The organism is Tamlana crocina (genome assembly GCA_040429635.1).
Classification (GTDB): Bacteria; Bacteroidota; Bacteroidia; order Flavobacteriales; family Flavobacteriaceae; genus Flavisericum; species Flavisericum crocinum.
Map to the genome: position 1 here is coordinate 3646034 of CP158972.1, position 17377 is coordinate 3663410.

General features: G+C 38.5%; 11 protein-coding genes. 4 read left to right on the forward strand and 7 right to left on the reverse strand.

The genetic code is table 11. The annotated features are described in order from the left end of the window. Window positions 1-86: 86 nt before the first annotated feature. Window positions 87-3539, forward strand: coding sequence for a pyruvate carboxylase (locus ABI125_15905; protein ID XCF06190.1), 3453 nt, complete (start codon window positions 87-89; stop codon window positions 3537-3539). 16 nt (window positions 3540-3555) lie between these two features. On the opposite strand, the gene ABI125_15910 is transcribed toward ABI125_15905, so the two are convergent. From ABI125_15910 to ABI125_15935, 6 genes are all read right to left on the reverse strand, one after another. Beyond that, window positions 3556-4653 carry a serine hydrolase domain-containing protein gene (locus ABI125_15910; GenBank protein ID XCF06191.1) on the reverse strand — a complete coding sequence of 366 codons (1098 nt, stop codon included), beginning with the start codon at window positions 4651-4653 and terminating at the stop codon, window positions 3556-3558. A 2-nt stretch (window positions 4654-4655) separates the two neighbouring features. Next, window positions 4656-5903, reverse strand: a complete 1248-nt coding sequence (locus ABI125_15915; protein ID XCF06192.1) for a POTRA domain-containing protein — start codon at window positions 5901-5903, stop codon at window positions 4656-4658. Further along, window positions 5903-6637, reverse strand: a complete 735-nt coding sequence (locus ABI125_15920) for a hypothetical protein (protein XCF06193.1) — start codon at window positions 6635-6637, stop codon at window positions 5903-5905. The genes ABI125_15915 and ABI125_15920 overlap by 1 nt, the downstream gene beginning before the upstream one ends. Continuing rightward, complete coding sequence (locus tag ABI125_15925) at window positions 6621-7622, reverse strand: glycoside hydrolase TIM-barrel-like domain-containing protein (protein ID XCF06194.1); 1002 nt, start codon at window positions 7620-7622, stop codon at window positions 6621-6623. The genes ABI125_15920 and ABI125_15925 overlap by 17 nt, the downstream gene beginning before the upstream one ends. A gap of 70 nt (window positions 7623-7692) precedes the next feature. Then, window positions 7693-8607: a hypothetical protein gene (locus ABI125_15930; GenBank protein ID XCF06195.1), complete on the reverse strand. Its 915-nt coding sequence runs from the start codon at window positions 8605-8607 to the stop codon at window positions 7693-7695. Between the two features lie 21 nt (window positions 8608-8628). Beyond that, entirely contained in the window at window positions 8629-9342 is a 714-nt protein-coding gene (locus ABI125_15935) for a DUF547 domain-containing protein (GenBank protein XCF06196.1), read from the reverse strand. Window positions 9343-9532: 190 nt separating this feature from the next. On the opposite strand from ABI125_15935, the gene ABI125_15940 reads away from it, so the two are divergent. From ABI125_15940 to ABI125_15950, 3 genes are read left to right on the forward strand one after another with little or no spacing between them, the layout of a single operon-like run. Beyond that, window positions 9533-10846 (forward strand): FAD/NAD(P)-binding oxidoreductase, encoded by a 1314-nt coding sequence (locus ABI125_15940; GenBank protein XCF06197.1) that lies wholly within the window; start codon window positions 9533-9535, stop codon window positions 10844-10846. A gap of 12 nt (window positions 10847-10858) precedes the next feature. Beyond that, window positions 10859-12433 carry a 4Fe-4S dicluster domain-containing protein gene (locus tag ABI125_15945; protein XCF06198.1) on the forward strand — a complete coding sequence of 525 codons (1575 nt, stop codon included), beginning with the start codon at window positions 10859-10861 and terminating at the stop codon, window positions 12431-12433. Continuing rightward, window positions 12433-12915: a hypothetical protein gene (locus ABI125_15950; protein ID XCF06199.1), complete on the forward strand. Its 483-nt coding sequence runs from the start codon at window positions 12433-12435 to the stop codon at window positions 12913-12915. The genes ABI125_15945 and ABI125_15950 overlap by 1 nt, the downstream gene beginning before the upstream one ends. A 41-nt stretch (window positions 12916-12956) precedes the next feature. On the opposite strand, the gene dnaE is transcribed toward ABI125_15950, so the two are convergent. After that, the gene (dnaE, locus tag ABI125_15955) at window positions 12957-17342 is read right to left on the reverse strand and encodes a DNA polymerase III subunit alpha (protein XCF06200.1); all 4386 of its coding nucleotides are present in this window, start codon (window positions 17340-17342) and stop codon (window positions 12957-12959) included. Window positions 17343-17377 lie beyond the last annotated feature (35 nt).

Below are 17377 nucleotides of genomic sequence, written 5' to 3' on the forward strand. Positions count from 1 at the left end.
ATTAAATTAAGTTTAAATGGTTGACATACACCTGTTGAAATTTGTATTTTAAGCACTATATTTAATGACAAACTAACACGCATCGTATGAAAATAAAAAAAGTTTTAGTGGCCAACCGCGGCGAAATTGCTATCAGAATTTTTAGAGCCTGCACCGAAATCAACATAAAAACCGTGGGCATTTACACCTACGAAGACCGTTATTCTCTGCATCGTTACAAAGCCGACGAGTCCTATCAAATCGGTGAAGATAACGAGCCGCTAAAACCTTATTTGGATATTAATGCGATTATAAAAATTGCCATTGAAAATGGTGTTGATGCCATTCATCCGGGTTACGGATTTCTTTCTGAAAATGCCAAATTCGCACAAGCCTGTGAAGACAACGGTATTGTTTTCGTCGGCCCTAAAGTATCCGTTTTGAAAGCTTTAGGTGATAAAATAACTGCCAAGGAAGTAGCTATTTCAAACAACATTCCCATCATAAAAAGTAACGAAAAGCCATTGATTGATGTTGACACGGCCATTTCTGAAGCTAAAAAAATAGGCTACCCCATTATGCTTAAAGCAGCCTCTGGTGGTGGCGGGCGTGGCATGCGTGTGATAAGAAATGTTGACGAACTAAAAAAAGCTTACACCGAAAGTAAGCGCGAAGCCTTAAATGCTTTTGGCGACGACACCGTTTTTCTCGAAAAATTTGTTGAAAACCCAAAACACATTGAAATACAGATTGTGGCCGATAGCCATGGCAATACCGTTCACCTTTTTGAACGCGATTGCTCGGTACAACGTCGCTACCAAAAAGTGATTGAATTTGCACCATCGTATGGGCTAAAAGAGGAAACCAAACAGGCCCTTTACGATTATGCTATTAAAATTTGTACTGCGGTTGATTATAACAATATTGGTACCGTGGAGTTTTTGGTGGATGACGACGATTCCATCTATTTTATTGAAGTGAACCCCCGTATTCAAGTAGAACACACGGTAACCGAAGTAATTACCAATATCGATTTGGTAAAAACCCAGCTCTTTATCGCCGGAGGCTATAAACTAAGCGACGAGCAAATAAAAATCGCTAGCCAAGAATCATTAAAAATAAACGGCTATGCCCTGCAATGCCGCGTAACTACCGAAGACCCACAAAACGATTTTAAACCCGACTACGGAACGGTGTTAGCTTACCGAAGTGCATCGGGTTTTGGAATTCGACTCGACGCGGGAAGTATTTACCAAGGCGCCAAAATTTCGCCGTTTTTCGATTCTATGCTAGTAAAAGTTACCGCTCACGGCCGAACGCTTGACGGAGCCAGCAGGAAAATACGCCGGGCACTGGCCGAGTTTAGAATCCGTGGTGTTAAAACCAACATGCCTTTCCTCGATAACATTTTAAAGCACGACACTTTTAGGCAGGGTCAGGTTACGGTTAATTTCATCAAGCAAAACCCAGATTTATTCCAATTTAAAGCTCCAAGAAACCGTGCTACAAAATTAATCACTTATTTAGGCGATATTATTGTGAATGGTAATCCGGATGTTAAAAAAGTGGATCCGAACAAAACTTTTGTAAAACCCAAAGTACCCAAGTTTGACACCTATGCAGATTATCCCGAAGGCACAAAAAACCTTTTGACCAAATTAGGGCCTGACAAGTTTTCCGAGTGGCTTAAAAATGAAAAGAAAGTCCATTTTACCGATACCACCATGCGCGATGCCCACCAAAGTTTGTTGGCTACCCGCATGCGAACTTTCGATATGCTAAAGGTAGCTGAAGGCTATGCCAAAAACCATCCCGACATTTTTAGTATGGAAGTTTGGGGCGGTGCCACTTTCGATGTGTGCTTGCGTTTTCTTCAAGAAAATCCGTGGGAACGCTTGCGTTTATTACGAAAAGCCATGCCCAATTTACTGCTACAAATGCTCATCCGTGGTTCTAACGGCGTGGGTTACAAAGCTTACCCTGATAATTTGATTGGTGAGTTCGTTGAGCATTCTTGGGAAAATGGCGTTGATGTATTCCGTATTTTCGACTCCTTAAACTGGATGAAATCGCTTGCCCCTTGTATTGAACACGTTCGTACGCGTACCAAAGGTTTGGCCGAAGGCTCCATTTGTTACACCAACGATATTTTAAATCCCGACAACAAAAAGTACGATTTAAAATATTACGTGAGTCTAGCCAAGGACCTCGAAAATGCGGGCGCCCATATTTTAGGAGTGAAAGATATGGCCGGTTTATTGAAACCTTATGCTGCCTTCGAACTCATTTCAGCACTAAAATCGGAATTGAATATCCCCGTGCACCTGCATACTCATGATACTTCTTCCATTCAATCTGCTACCTATTTAAAGGCTATTGAAGCTGGTGTTGATGTGGTTGATGTTGCTCTGGGCGGATTATCAGGCTTAACCTCGCAGCCTAATTTTAATTCGGTAGTGGAAATGTTGAAATTTCAGGAGCGTGCTAGTGATATTAACATCGATTCACTAAACGAATATTCCAATTATTGGGAAACGGTTAGGGAATATTATTATCCTTTTGAATCAGGTTTGAAAGCGGGATCGGGTGAAGTATTTAAGCATGAAATTCCCGGCGGACAATATTCAAACCTAAAACCTCAAGCCAGAGCACTTGGTTTGGAAGATCGTTTCCATGAAATCACTAAAATGTACAGCGACGTTAATCAATTGTTCGGCGACATTGTTAAAGTAACACCCAGCTCGAAAGTGGTTGGCGATATGGCGCAATACTTGGTAAGTAACAACCTGACTATTCAAGATGTTTTGGAAAGGGGCGAAAGTTTATCCTTTCCACAATCGGTGGTCGATTTCTTTAAAGGTGACTTGGGCCAGCCCATTGGCGGATTTCCAAAAGATTTGCAAAAAATCATTTTAAAAGACCAAAAACCCTATTCCGATAGACCCAATGAGCACATGCCGCCGTTGGATCTGGAAAAGGAATATGAAGATTTTAAAAAAATATTCGAACAGGATTTAAGCCGAAATATTGATTATACCGATTTTCTGTCTTACCAATTGTATCCGAAGGTATTTACCGATGCCTACAACAAGCATTTGAAGTATGATAACTTAATGAACCTGCCCACCAAGAATTTCTTTTACGGCATGGAAATAGGCGAAGAAATTATTGTTGAAGTAGATCGTGGCAAGCGCTTGCTCATCACATTAGAATCTGTTGGGCAACCGAACGGTGATGGTATGGTAACTGTGTATTTCAGGCTAAACGGACAAGGTCGTAGCGTAGAAATTAAAGATCAATCCATAAAAGTTGATAAAGTAGAACACGTTAAAATCGATAAGGCGGACAGCAATGAAATTGGCGCTCCGCTACAGGGCATGCTTTCCACTATTTTAGTGAAACGTGGTGAAAAGGTAGCCAAAAATCAACCATTATTTATTATCGAAGCCATGAAAATGGAAACCACCATTACGGCTAACGCCGATGCCACAGTTAAAAAACTGGTTTTAAAACCCGGCATTATGGTGAATGCTGATGATTTAGTTATGGTTTTGGAATGACAAATTAGTTGTTAGTTCACAAAACTTCAAATATTTTGTTTATAAGCTTGTCGTACATTTTTTGGGAATTGGGATTTGAGCAATTTGCCAGAATTGAGATAACCACATTAGTTTCTGGATATACATAAAAAACACCATAACCCCCTAATGCATTTCCTATATGCCCAAAATAAGGACGGCCAGAAGAATCATTGCTCACTTGAAAACCAACACCATAATAGGTAGAAGTTAATGCATTGTTGATTTTTATTTTTTGTGCAGTTGTAAATTCTTTTAGGCGGTTGGGACTAACCGACAACATTTTTAACAAGGCATTTCCAAAAGCATTAATATCTTGACTTGTTGACAAAAACCCTCCAGAGGCCAACTTAAAATAGTTGTTCACCTTTTCAACTGGCTTAAATCTTCTTCTGCCTTTCTTTTGGTAAAAAACAGCTTTTCCTCTTAAATTTTGGTTCTTATCAGCAAAGGTTTGTTCCATCCTAAAAGGCAATAACACCTCTGTCTTTACAAAATCTTCAAAAGCAACATTAGCTTGCTCAATTATGGCCAGTGAAATTAAATTCCAGTTATAGCTGGAGTAAGTGAAATTTGTACCTGGTTTAAATCCAAGCGAACTATTTTGAAAAAAGGATATCCCTTCCTTTATGCCAAGAGGTTTATTGCTTTTAAATTCATTTCCCTTATAGCTTCTAATTCCAGACGTGTGCGCACCCAATTGTTTAACGGTGATATCATATTCTTTTTTGGGAAAATAGGGCACATACTTATATATTGAACTATCTAGGGCTATTAAGCCTTTTTCTACTCCCCGCAGTAAAGCAATTGCTGCTATAGGCTTTGAAATACTGCCAATTCTAAAAACAGTATGTTCTGAACTAATGGGTATTTTTTTTTTAATGTCTGCAAAACCAACACCTTTAGACCATACCACTTGTTGATTTTTAGAAACCGTTATTGCCATTCCAGGTACTTTTCGTTTGCGCACCATGCTTTCTAAAACACGTTCTGCTTTTTTAAACCTATTTAATGATTGACTTTGCGCAATAGATTTACCCGGAAACAAGCAAATGGCACAAAATGTAGTTATAACCCAAAAAACCGCTTTTATCATATCTAAAAATACTGGCCAATACCAAAAACAAAACCTCTACTGGCATTTTTACTTATACCATAGCCATAATCTATTCTAAAAATAGCATTATAAATTTTCTTGTGCATAAATCTGACCCCAAGGCCGGGGTAAAACTTTACGTTATCTGAGTTTGCAAAATCATCAAAATCACCGCCGGGATTCCTCCAAGATCCAGCATCGATAAAAACGTTACTCTGCAATACAAACCAGTTTTTTTCAATAATTGTATGCCTTAGCTCGGTATTTAATACAACGGCTCCCGTTCCTCTATCAATGGTATTGCCAACACCCCTAATATTCAAATTATTGTCGACAGAAAAAGGAGCAAAAGGGGTTTCGTCGTTTGAAGAAAGCCCTATACGAACCCTTGTTGCCCAATTTCCTTTTTCTCCCAGTCTCTTAAAATAGAAAAAATCGTTCCAGCCAATAAAAAAATCAGGCAGCATATCGTTGGTAGAGGTCACGTATTGCACATTTAACTGGTTTCTTATTCCAGAAACGTATTGATAGAAATAATCTAATTTATTGTAATCAAAAATACCTTTAGCCAACCATTTGTGCACATTTAACTCTGGCCTATTATTGATATTTTCACCTTTAAACCTGTAATCTTCCACAAAATAGTTCAGCCCAAGTTCTAACTTGTTTTCTACATTTATTTGATACAACCCCATGATTTCCATGGACTTATTTCGGTATTTATAATTAACGCCTTTATCATCAAAAAAAACGGGTTCTTGTGTTGTTAAATCCTGAAAATTTAGAGCCATTCCTAACTGGTTTGAAAACAAATAAGGCGCCCTAAAGTTGATAGCATAAGAGCTATAGATATCCTTTTGATAGAATCCTCCTACCATGATGTTCCGGCCAAACATGTTAAATTCATACAACCCTAAACGATAGGCAAACTCATCATTATTTGTAGTATAAACATTTACCGAAGGAATAAGGGTAATATTCTCAACAATATCATAAATTACTGTATACATATTGTCTTTGGTAGCTAAAACTTGGTAAGACGCGTTAGATATTGAAGGCAAACGCTTTAACAGAAGCATATCTTGGTTTAACTGTAAAGTATCTAATTTATCGCCAACTTTTAGAATGCTTATTTTTTTTATAAATGATGTTTTTAATCTTTTATTGCCCTGTATTTTAACATCATGTATATTCTGTGCCTGAAAAGTGACACACAAAAGTAAAAATATAAAAGCTAAATATTTTTTCATTATTTCGCTTCAAATGTTTTTTCAACCACCCAATTTACCCAATTATCTTTACTTACATCCATTAAAGTAAAATTATATGTATTGCCGATTATTAAGTTGGGCGGTGTATTACGGGTGACATTGAGAATTACATTACTTGTGTTATAATACTGAAATGTGTTTTCATGAGTATAAGTGCCAGACAGCAAATTATTTTCATCATCTGTTACCACTTGGAAATAAATAGCGTTATCGCCAACAGGGTTATCAACCCAGTAAAAAAATGGCATGGTTGATTGCGATTGTTCTATTGTAACAGCACCATTCCAAAGTGTAGGTTTTGATAATTGTTTTGAACGAATAGGGTTTGAAATTTTTATGTCCCCATCAAGCTCAAAAGTTACAATTATCCATTTTTCATGTTGCGCATTATGTGTAAACCTACCTAAATAACCATTAAACACAGGAACAATAGAATGTTTTACTTCAAAGTAACTCCCATAATCATTTTTATCAAAATTAGAATTTTCAGTTTCATAATATTTAATGTTTGTTGCTCCTGGTTCAGGATAAAAAAAGGCAAATATGTCTCCCGTTGTTTTATCACTGGCAGCACATGCTATAACGCCTCCTACTTCAATGTTTTTGTCTTTAACGTACTGGGCCAAAGTGTTTTCAGTATTTACACCATCACTTGAACAAGCACTAAACACAATCAATATAATGCAAAACCATAAACTATTTAAACGCTTCATAGTAGCTTTTTATAATCTTTTCAACAGGTTTGTTTTGTGGTGTAAACATATGGTTTTGTTCACCTCCAACCTGTTCATGATTTACAAACCATTTCCAAACAAAACCTCCAGCAAACCAATCTTGATGCCAAAAGGTTTCAAAAAGTGCTTTTGTGGTATTTACTTGTGCCTCCAAATTAACTCCCTGCATACTTCGTTCACTTTTCCAAGGTTCTTTCCCTGAGAAATCTACACTTCGGTAACCAAACTCGGTAAACAACACTGGTTTATTAAATGCCTTTTGCTTTGCTTTAATTTCTGACAAATGATTTTTCCAACCTTCCATAGCATCTTCAAAAGTTGGTGTTTTAACATCGCTTACAGGAAAATAAGCATCAATACCTATAAAATCTAATTCGCTCCAAAAGGGTGTGCGTTTAAACTCATCCCAATTTGCGGCATAGGTTAATTTACCTTTATAGACCGCCTTAATTTTTTTTATGATTTGAAACCAGTATTTGGGCCTGCTTTTTATAAATGTTTCCAATTCTGTTCCAATACAAAAAATATCGGCGTTTACCTCTTGTGCTATAGCTGCATACTCTAAAATAAATTTTGAATATGATGTTTCAAAAGCCTTCCAGTCTGCTTCCGAAGTCATTTTAATAAACCCCGTAAACTCACCATGCCAAACCCAAATTTGGGGTTTAAGCATTATTTTTATGTGGTGTTTTTGTAGTGTTTCAACATATTGCCTTACACCTTTTGCGGTTTCACCAAACCACTGCCTATTGGTGTTATAAGTTAACGTTGTACTGTTTAAGCTTTTCGCAAAGCCAAAAGGCATTACAGCCGCATAGTTAGCATTTAGTTTTACAACCGGATTTATGTGCACATCATTCACTGCATCTCTAGACGCTACAAAACTAACTCCGTTTATTTTTTCAACTTGCGCTGCACATGATTGTAATAACAGTAATAAAATTAGGAGCTTATAGGTTTTCATTTTAAAAAAATACAGCTCCTAAAGTACCATTAATTAATTCCCAAAACAAGTTAACTTTTGCTGTTATTTATTAAAACAAGGCTCTTAAGCCTATATTAAATGTTTGCCCCAACCCAGAGCTTTTACCTCTTACAAAATTGGTGTAAAGTGCTTCAATATTTAAAACCTTGGTTAATTGGTATTTTGCACCACCACCAACGGCTGTAAAATCTTGAGAGAAATCATTACCTAAATCTAGCAACTGCGAGTGTTGTGCTAATGCTAAAACTGTAAATTTATTACTAGGGAAATAGCTTAAAAACACACCCGGTGTTAAACGCAGACTGTTATTTGCAAAACTCCCCTCAAGTGAGGTTGAAAAATCTGGAGTGTACACATCTTCTTTTCCAAAGTTAAACTCTGTATTTAGCTCTGAAAAAATTTGCCAATCGCCACTTCCAAAGGTGTAATCATAAAAGAATCTATTTTGAAAGATGAACCCTTTTTGGTCAAAAAACACCCCGTCTTCAGTTTCATTACCTACTAAAGGAATGTGTAACGCTGTTTGAATAGTGAAGTTTGAAACATTTTTTAACGGATTAAATTTTATAGCCGGCGCAATAGATGTTAAACCAGAACGTGCAGTTCCGCGCTCACCATCAAACTTAAAAACATCAAGCGCATTTCTATTGCCCACTACATTTGAACGAAACTCTAAAATAACACCTACATTAAGTTTACTGTTTTCTGAAACACCTGTAAATACATCTAAAGTTGATGTAAAATAAGTTTCTCTACTTAGGTTTTTGGTAACGTCACCACTTTCATCGGCTGTTTTGGTTTGTGTGTATAAATTATTAAACCACTTAATATCCCACTGTCCTTTTTTTAAAAGTTTTGATGGTGTGTAGGTTTGTATAACACTGCCTTGGTTTTCTTGGTTTTCTTCTTGCGAAAAAGCTGTAAATGCTAACGCTACAAATACTACGGTCATTAGTTTTTTCATGTGTATGTATATTTTTTTTGATTATTGTTTATTAAGTTGCCAGTTATACTCAAAGTATTTTATTTTGAAACCACCTGGTATTTTTTCTGTTCTGTATCTATTTATAAAATCTATTTCAGTAGTACCGTTCATGGTAAAATCTTCTTTGTACCATTCCATTATTTGTGATGCTTCTACACGTTTCTTTTTAATATTCACCATTAAAAAATCGCCATTTAAAGCTTTCTTTGTTTGCGCATCCATTTGTGTATTTAATGTAGAAGGCAAATACGCTTCACTGATTAAAGGCGGGCAGCCAATGGCTCCGCAAACTAACACAAAATGAAAACGGGCATCATTAAACTGAGCACGTAATAGCTTGTGTTCAATATCATTTAGTGTTATGCTTTTTCCTCCAATATTATGTTTCACTTTATCAAAAAAACCAGCATTTGCTAATGGCGAATTGGTTGGATAATTATCAATTATACCTTTTATTACTGAAAGATTATAAGCGTTAATCCAAAATGCTTGATAGTTTTTTGCGTCGGTTTTATCTACGGCTATACCCTCTGCTAAATTCAACAAGCTGTAAAGGGCTTCGGGGTTATCATGTATTTTCTTGTAAGCAACCAAACCATTAGACACGTTAGCTTTCAAAAAAGCATCGGCCTTGTTAAAAAAAGCATCTAAGTCTTGACCGTTTACCGAAAAGGCCATAAAGAAAACAGCCAATATTAAAGTATAATTTTTCATAATAAATTATTTTTTTTACTTGAACTAAGTCTGCATCTTGCTGATAAACTTTCAAAAAAAATTATTTTTTCAACATCCCGTTATTTGGTAATCCTTACAGAAAAGCATCAATTTATATCTATTCTAAATTAAACCCTCAACAATTAAGTTATTATCTTTAGTTTCGACTCAACTCTCATAATTAAAAAAAATGGAACACATTGTTATCATAGGAAATGGTATTTCGGGCGTTACGGCTGCACGGCATATTAGAAAACTTTCTGATACTGAAATAACCATTATCTCTGCCGAAACAGATTATTTTTTCTCTCGTACAGCACTCATGTACGTTTATATGGGGCACATGAAATTTGAGCACACGCAACCCTATGAAAATTGGTTTTGGAAAAAAAACAACATCGAACTGAAGAAAGCCTATGTTGAAACGGTTGAAACCTCAACTAAAACCTTGCATTTTTCTGAAGGTGACACTTTAAAATACGATAAACTGATTATAGCCACAGGCAGTAAGCCCAACAAATTTGGTTGGCCGGGGCAAGACTTAAAAGGTGTTATGGGGCTCTACCATAAACAGGATTTGGAAAATTTAGAACACTACGCCCCTAATAACAAAGTGTGCAAACGTGCCGTTATTGTTGGCGGCGGATTAATTGGCATCGAACTTGCAGAAATGTTGAGTTCCCGCAATATACCCGTTACTTTTTTGGTGCGTGAGTCTAGTTTTTGGAATGGCGTGCTGCCCGACGGAGAAAGCCAAATGATTAACCGGCATATAATAAATCACCATATCGATTTACGATTAAGCACCAATTTAAAGGAAATTAAAGCAGACGAAAACGGAAAGGTGAAATCGGTTATCATCGAAGAAACCGGTGAAGAGATAGCTTGCGATGTGGTAGGTTTAACGGCAGGTGTATCACCACATATCGACTTTTTAAAATCAACTGAAATAGAAACAGGCAAGGGTGTAAAAGTGAACCGCTACCTGGAAACCAATATTGAAGATGTTTATGCCATTGGCGATTGTGCCGAACAGCATGAAGCCATAGGTAACCGCCGCCCTATTGAAGCGGTATGGTACACCGGCCGCATGATGGGCGAAACCGTAGCACAAACCATTTGCGGTAATCGCTTGCCTTACAACCCTGGGCATTGGTTCAACTCGGCCAAGTTTTTTGATATTGAATACCAAACTTACGGCTGGGTGAACGGCAGTAAAGGCAGGCCAGATTACGAAGCCCATTTCCATTGGAAACATGAAGACAACACCAAATGCATCACCATTGCCTACAACAAAAAAACCTATGCCTTTTTAGGAATAAATACTTTCGGTATCCGAATGCGACACGAAACATTCAACAAATGGCTCAACGAAAAGCGCGATGTTGATTTTGTTATTAAACATTTAGCGGAAGCTAATTTTGACCCCGAGTTTTACAAACGATACGAAAAAGCCATTTTATTGGCTTACAATAACAGCTCCCAAACAGCAACCACTTTTTAAAACAGAACTGCAATGGCTTTAACCAAACCCGAAATAAATCATCTATCAACAAAACAAAAGCTTGCCGTTTTTACTGGCTCCATTGGGCTGTTTATTTTAGCATTGACTCTGTTTGGCATTGATATCCCCTATAAAAGTTTACTTTTAGCGCTATCGCTAGGGCTTATTTCAATTGGCACTATTATTTTTTCAAACAACCTGTATTTATCAAAATCGAAAGGCATAAAAAATGATGCCGTCTGGTTTAAGTCCATCTCTTCGCGTGGTGTATTGGCTTGGGTTTTAGGCATTTTGCTTACCGGGTTTTACATTGTGCTATATTTTTACCCAGAGTATTTGGGCCAAACCTCTTCAGGCGAACCCAACAAAGGGCTCATTGCCCTATTCGACCCCTTGAGCGAATTACTTAGTGGCCGTCCGGCGAGCCAGTGGTTCGTTTATGGTACGCTTTACACCTTAGCCATCTTAATTTTTGGATATAAATTTCTTTTGAAATACCGCCATAACCGTTACGAACAACTCCGAACCGTTTCGGTGATGTTCTTCCAACTGGCCTTTGCCTTTTTAATACCAGAATTTATGTACGTGATGAATTCTGATTTACCGTACTACGACCTTAAAAATATTTGGCCACTCAACTATTATAATTTTGAACAGTACCGCGTCAACGCGTTTATAAATTCAGGAACTATTGGTTTGACTATGCTTATTTTTGGAGTGGTTTCCATTTTCGTCATTACCCCTATTCTCACTTATAAATATGGCAAACGCTGGTATTGCTCTTGGGTTTGTGGTTGTGGCGGACTAGCCGAAACAGCAGGCGACTCCTTTAGGCAATTAAGCGACAAAAGCCTTTTTGCTTGGAACATTGAACGATGGGTAATACACAGCGTTTTGGTTTTTGTGGTGGTGATGACAACTGCTGTGATTTATACCTATTTGGGCTACGACCCTAAAAAATACTGGCTTACCCGCGATGTTTTTTTGTATTTAGTCGCTGGATTTTTAACCCTAATTTTTGTATTAACCATGATATTTAAACGTCATGAATTAGGTAAAGATGCCAAATACGGCGCCATTGGCTATTTTATAATTATTATCGCTTTAATTGTCATTCACCTATTCAGTTCGCAAACCAAACTGTTTTTATTTAAAGCTGAAACACTGCGCTCTACCTATTCGTTTTTTATCGGAGCTATTTTTTCGGGAGTAATCGGCACGGGATTTTACCCTATTTTTGGCAATCGGGTTTGGTGTCGCTTTGGTTGCCCGATGGCCGCAATTCTCGGTTTTCAGCAACGTATGTTTTCAAAATTCAGGATAACCACCAATGGCGGACAGTGCATTTCTTGCGGAAACTGCTCAACATATTGCGAAATGGGTATTGATGTGCGAGCCTACGCCCAAAAAGGCGAAAACATTGTACGCTCCAGTTGCGTGGGCTGTGGCATTTGCTCGGCGGTTTGTCCGCGTGGCGTTTTAAAACTGGAAAACGACAGTATGAATGGACGCATCAATTCTAATGATATTTTATTAGGCAACGATGTCGATTTGATGGATTTAGTAAACCAAAATAAATATTCCTAATGAAGCAATCTATGATAGTCATTAGTGCTTTTCTGCTTTTAGGAGTTTACGGCCATACACAAAAAGCATATCAAAGGAATTATGATGCTAACCATAATTTAACATCTGAAGGATGGGTTGAAAACCACCAAAAAGTTAATTACTGGAAATTTTACTATCCTAATGGTAACATTAAAAATCAAGGGCACTTTCTAAACGGAAAAAGGCATGAATTTTGGAAATTCTATACAAAAAAAGGCACTTTGAAAGCAGAAGGGCATTTTTTTAATGGAAAAAAAACTAACTGGTGGTTATTTTACGATGATAAAGGACAAATAAACCACAAATGCCAGTTATATAACAACCAAAAAAATGGATATTGTCTAAAGTACAACAACGAAAAACTTGTTTCAGCTTCAAAATACAAAGCGGGTAAAAAACTTAAAGAATGGACATCTCTTACATCATTCAAAAAGGAAAACAGCTTAAGTGATTTATTATAGTATCATTACGCTAGTAAACAAACACATGACCACCATTAAACTTAATTCAACTTAAACCGCACATCTTGGGCTTCCAATTCACCAACCAATTCTTGGCACACATTCACTTTTTGCCTTCTGCTGGACATATTCAGTTTCATTTTTTCCTTAGTATCGTATACCAAAAAATTAAGGGCTTTACTACCAGGATACAAACTGATTAACTCTTTTAAAGCCTTCACTTTTTCCTCGCTCAAATCACGAATATCCAATTGAATGGACAGCTTTTTAGCATATTGTTCCATCACGTCGTGCAACAACTGGAAGTTATTGAACTGCAGCCTCGGGTCGCTACGCTTTCCGGTGTCTTTGTTCACCCAACCTTCCCGCACAAAGGTTTTTACAAACACGAAATTGTTCAACATTAAAAAATGACGGAATTTTAAGTATTCTTCTCCAAAAATCCTGAACTCGTAACTATCGGTATAATCTTCAATGGTGAACAATGCCCAACCTTTCCCTTGTTTACTAACACGGTGCTGCACATCGGTTACCACGCCGCCAAAAACCAACTCACGATTAACATAAGGTTCCAAATTATGGAACATGCCCACTTTGGCATTGCAAAAGGTTTTCATTTCGAGTTTGAAATCATCGAGCGGATGCCCTGAAATATAAACCCCTACCACCTCACGCTCTTTGCTTAGTTTTTCCATAGTGCCCCACTCTTCGCATGGCGGCACTTGGGGTTCTTCAATTTGCACTTCGCTGGCTTCTCCAAACAAACTCACCTGTGCCGAATTTTCGTTTTCTTTATGTTTTTGAGCGTATTTAATGGCTTTTTCCAAAAAGGTAATGCCATCACCGTCATCATGGAAATATTGTGCCCGGTGTGTATCGCCAAAACTATCGAAACCTCCAGCCAACGCTAAATTTTCAAAGGCTTTTTTATTGGCTGCACGCAAATCTATACGCTTGGCCAAATCAAAAATGGATTTATAATGACCATCTTTTCTATTTTCAACAATCGTCATTACCGCTCCGTGACCAACCCCTTTAATGGCGCCCATTCCAAAACGCACCGCTCCGTCTTTATTTACCGAAAACTTATAATAACTTTCATTAACATCGGGGCCAAGAACGTCCAACTTCATACGTTTACACTCTTCCATAAAGAACGTCACCTGCTTGATATCGTTCATGTTATTGGAAAGTACAGCCGCCATATATTCTGCAGGATAATGCGCTTTTAAATAGGCCGTTTGGTAGGCAATCCATGCATAACAGGTGGAGTGCGATTTGTTGAAGGCGTAACTCGCGAAAGCCTCCCAGTCTTTCCAAACCTTTTCCAACACTTTGGCATCATGACCGTTGGCACTGGCTTGTTCAATAAATTTGGGTTTCATTTTTGCCAGTACGGCAATCTGTTTTTTACCCATCGCCTTACGCAAAACATCGGCTTCACCCTTTGTAAAATCGGCCAATTTTTGCGACAGCAACATTACCTGCTCCTGGTACACCGTAATACCGTAAGTTTCCTTGAGATATTCTTCCATGGCAGGTAAATCGTACTCGATTTCCTCATCACCGTGTTTTCTACGAACGAAACTCGGAATGTATTCCATTGGTCCGGGACGGTACAAGGCATTCATGGCAATAAGATCTTCAAAAACCGTGGGCTTTAAATCGCGAAGGTGTTTTTGCATTCCGGGCGATTCGTATTGGAATACCCCAACCGTTTCACCACGTTGGAACAGCGCATAAGTTTCTTCATCGTCAAGCGGAAAGGTTTCGGGATCTAGCTCAATGCCGTGTTTGGCTTTGACTATTTTAACCGTGTCTTTAATAAGGGTCAATGTTTTTAACCCCAAGAAATCCATTTTTAGAAGTCCCGCCGATTCTACCACCGAGTTATCAAACTGGGTAACATACAAATCGGAATCTTTGGCTACGGAAACCGGTACGAACTTGGTAATATCATCGGGAGTGATGATTACCCCACAGGCGTGGATCCCGGTATTTCGAACGGAACCTTCCAGCACTTTGGCCAGATTTACCGTTTCGGCCTGTAAATCGCTTCCATCGGCAATATTTAAAAGCTCGTTGATTTTTTCAAGATCTTCAGCCCTAAACTTTTTGGCCAATTCCTTTTCATCCAAACCAAAAATCTTGTTCAGTTTAGACATATTCGGAATCAATTTCGCAATTCTATCGGCATCGAATAATGGTAAATCCAATACACGGGCGGTATCACGAATGGACGATTTTGCCGCCATGGTACCATAAGTGATAATCTGCGCCACCTGATTGGCTCCGTATTTTTCAATAACGTAATCCATCACACGGCTTCGGCCTTCATCATCAAAATCGATATCGATATCGGGCATACTTACACGATCCGGATTTAAGAAACGCTCAAAAAGCAGATCGTACATCATCGGGTCGATATTGGTAATCCAGAGGCAGTAGGCCACTACCGAACCGGCCGCCGAACCACGCCCCGGCCCTACCGACACATCCATATTTCGGGCTTCGCGGATAAAATCTTCCACAATTAAGAAATACCCAGGATACCCCGTATTTTCAATAACGCTAAGCTCGAAATCCAAGCGCTCGGTCACTTCTTGCGAAAGCGGTTCACCGTAGCGTTTTTTAGCACCTTCATAAGTTAAATGACGTAAATATGCATTTTCGCCACGCTTGCCCCCATCAACCAAATCTTCTTCATGCCTAAATTCTTCAGGGATATTGAAAGCAGGCAATAATACATCGCGTGCCAACACGAAAGGTTCTACTTTATCAACAATTTCCTGAACATTGAAAATCGCTTCGGGAATATCCTGAAACAACTTTTTCATTTCTTCGGAAGACTTAAAATAATACTCCTGATTGGGTAAACCATACCTGTAACCACGACCACGACCAATTGGTGTAGATTGCTTTTCACCATCTTTTACACATAAAAGAATATCGTGGGCGTTAGCATCTTCCTGCCTTTGGTAATAGGTGTTATTTGTTGCTACAACTTTAACATTATGCTTTTTTGCCAAACTGACCAAGGTTGGATTAACCCGGTTTTCGTCCTCTTGATTATGGCGCATCAACTCGACATACAAATCGTCGCCAAACTCTTCTTTCCACCACAATAGGGCTTCTTCGGCTTGATTTTCACCAACATTCAACACTTTGCTTGGCACTTCACCGTACAAATTCCCGGTAAGTACCATAATGTCTTCTTTATATTGCTTGATGAGTTTTTTATCTATTCGAGGCACGTAATAAAACCCATCAACAAAGGCATGCGACGACAGTTTTGCCAAATTATGGTAGCCATTTTTATTTTTTGCTAGCAGTACAATTTGGTAGCCGTTATCTTTTCGGGTTTTGTCGGTATGGTCTTCACAAACAAAAAACTCACAACCCACAATGGGCTTTATTTCTTTGGCCGTAACCGTTTCTCCCGACTCTTGGGCGGCTTCAATCTTTGCTTTAACTCCTTTATTATAATTGCTTACAGCATTTACAAAGTGAAAAGCCCCCATCATATTCGCATGGTCGGTTAAGGCCACGGCAGGCATGTTATGTTCGGCAGCGGCACTCACTAAATCGCCAACACTCATGGTAGATTGCAATACCGAAAACTGCGAGTGATTATGCAAATGTGCAAACTCGACTTCGGCGAGATTGGAACGGTTTTGTTTTATTTCTTCGGAAGAAATCTGCGTCCCCTCTGCCTTTTTTAAGCGCTCACGGATTTTAGCACTTTCCTTTTTAAGATTGATGTGCCTTAGCCCGATGAGTTGAATTTCTGAAGGATTAGCTTCCTTGAATTTTTCGAAATAACCGGGTTCAACGTCCAGTTCTTCTTTGGTGTATTCCTCTAAACGGATCAATTCCAAAAAACAGCGCGTAGTAGCTTCCACATCAGCAGTCGCATTGTGCGCTTCAGCAAATGGTTGGTTGAACAAATGCTCATGCAGTTCGGTCAATGTCGGTAGTTTAAATTTCCCACCTCGACCACCGGGAATTTGGCACAATTGTGCTGTGTGCTCGGTACAGGTGTCTAAAATCGGAAGTTCCTGCAATGGGTTCTCAACATTTTCGCGCACAAACTCGGCTCCCATAATGTTCAAATCGAACTTTACGTTTTGTCCCACCACAAATTTGGTTTTGTGCAAAGCGGCGTTGAATTTTTCTAAAACTTCGCTTAAAGGCACGCCTTGTTCTTGAGCCAACTCGGTAGAAATACCATGTACTTTTTCGGCATCGTACGGAATATTGAATCCTTCGGGCTTCACCAAAAAATCTTGACTTTCAACGCAATCCCCCATAGCATCGTGCAACTGCCATGCAATTTGGATACAGCGTGGCCAGTTATCTACATCGGTTATTGGGGCGTCCCAACGTTTTGGTAATCCGGTGGTTTCGGTATCGAAAATTAAATACATGCGCTATGTTTTCAGATTGATTATTTTGGGTTCGT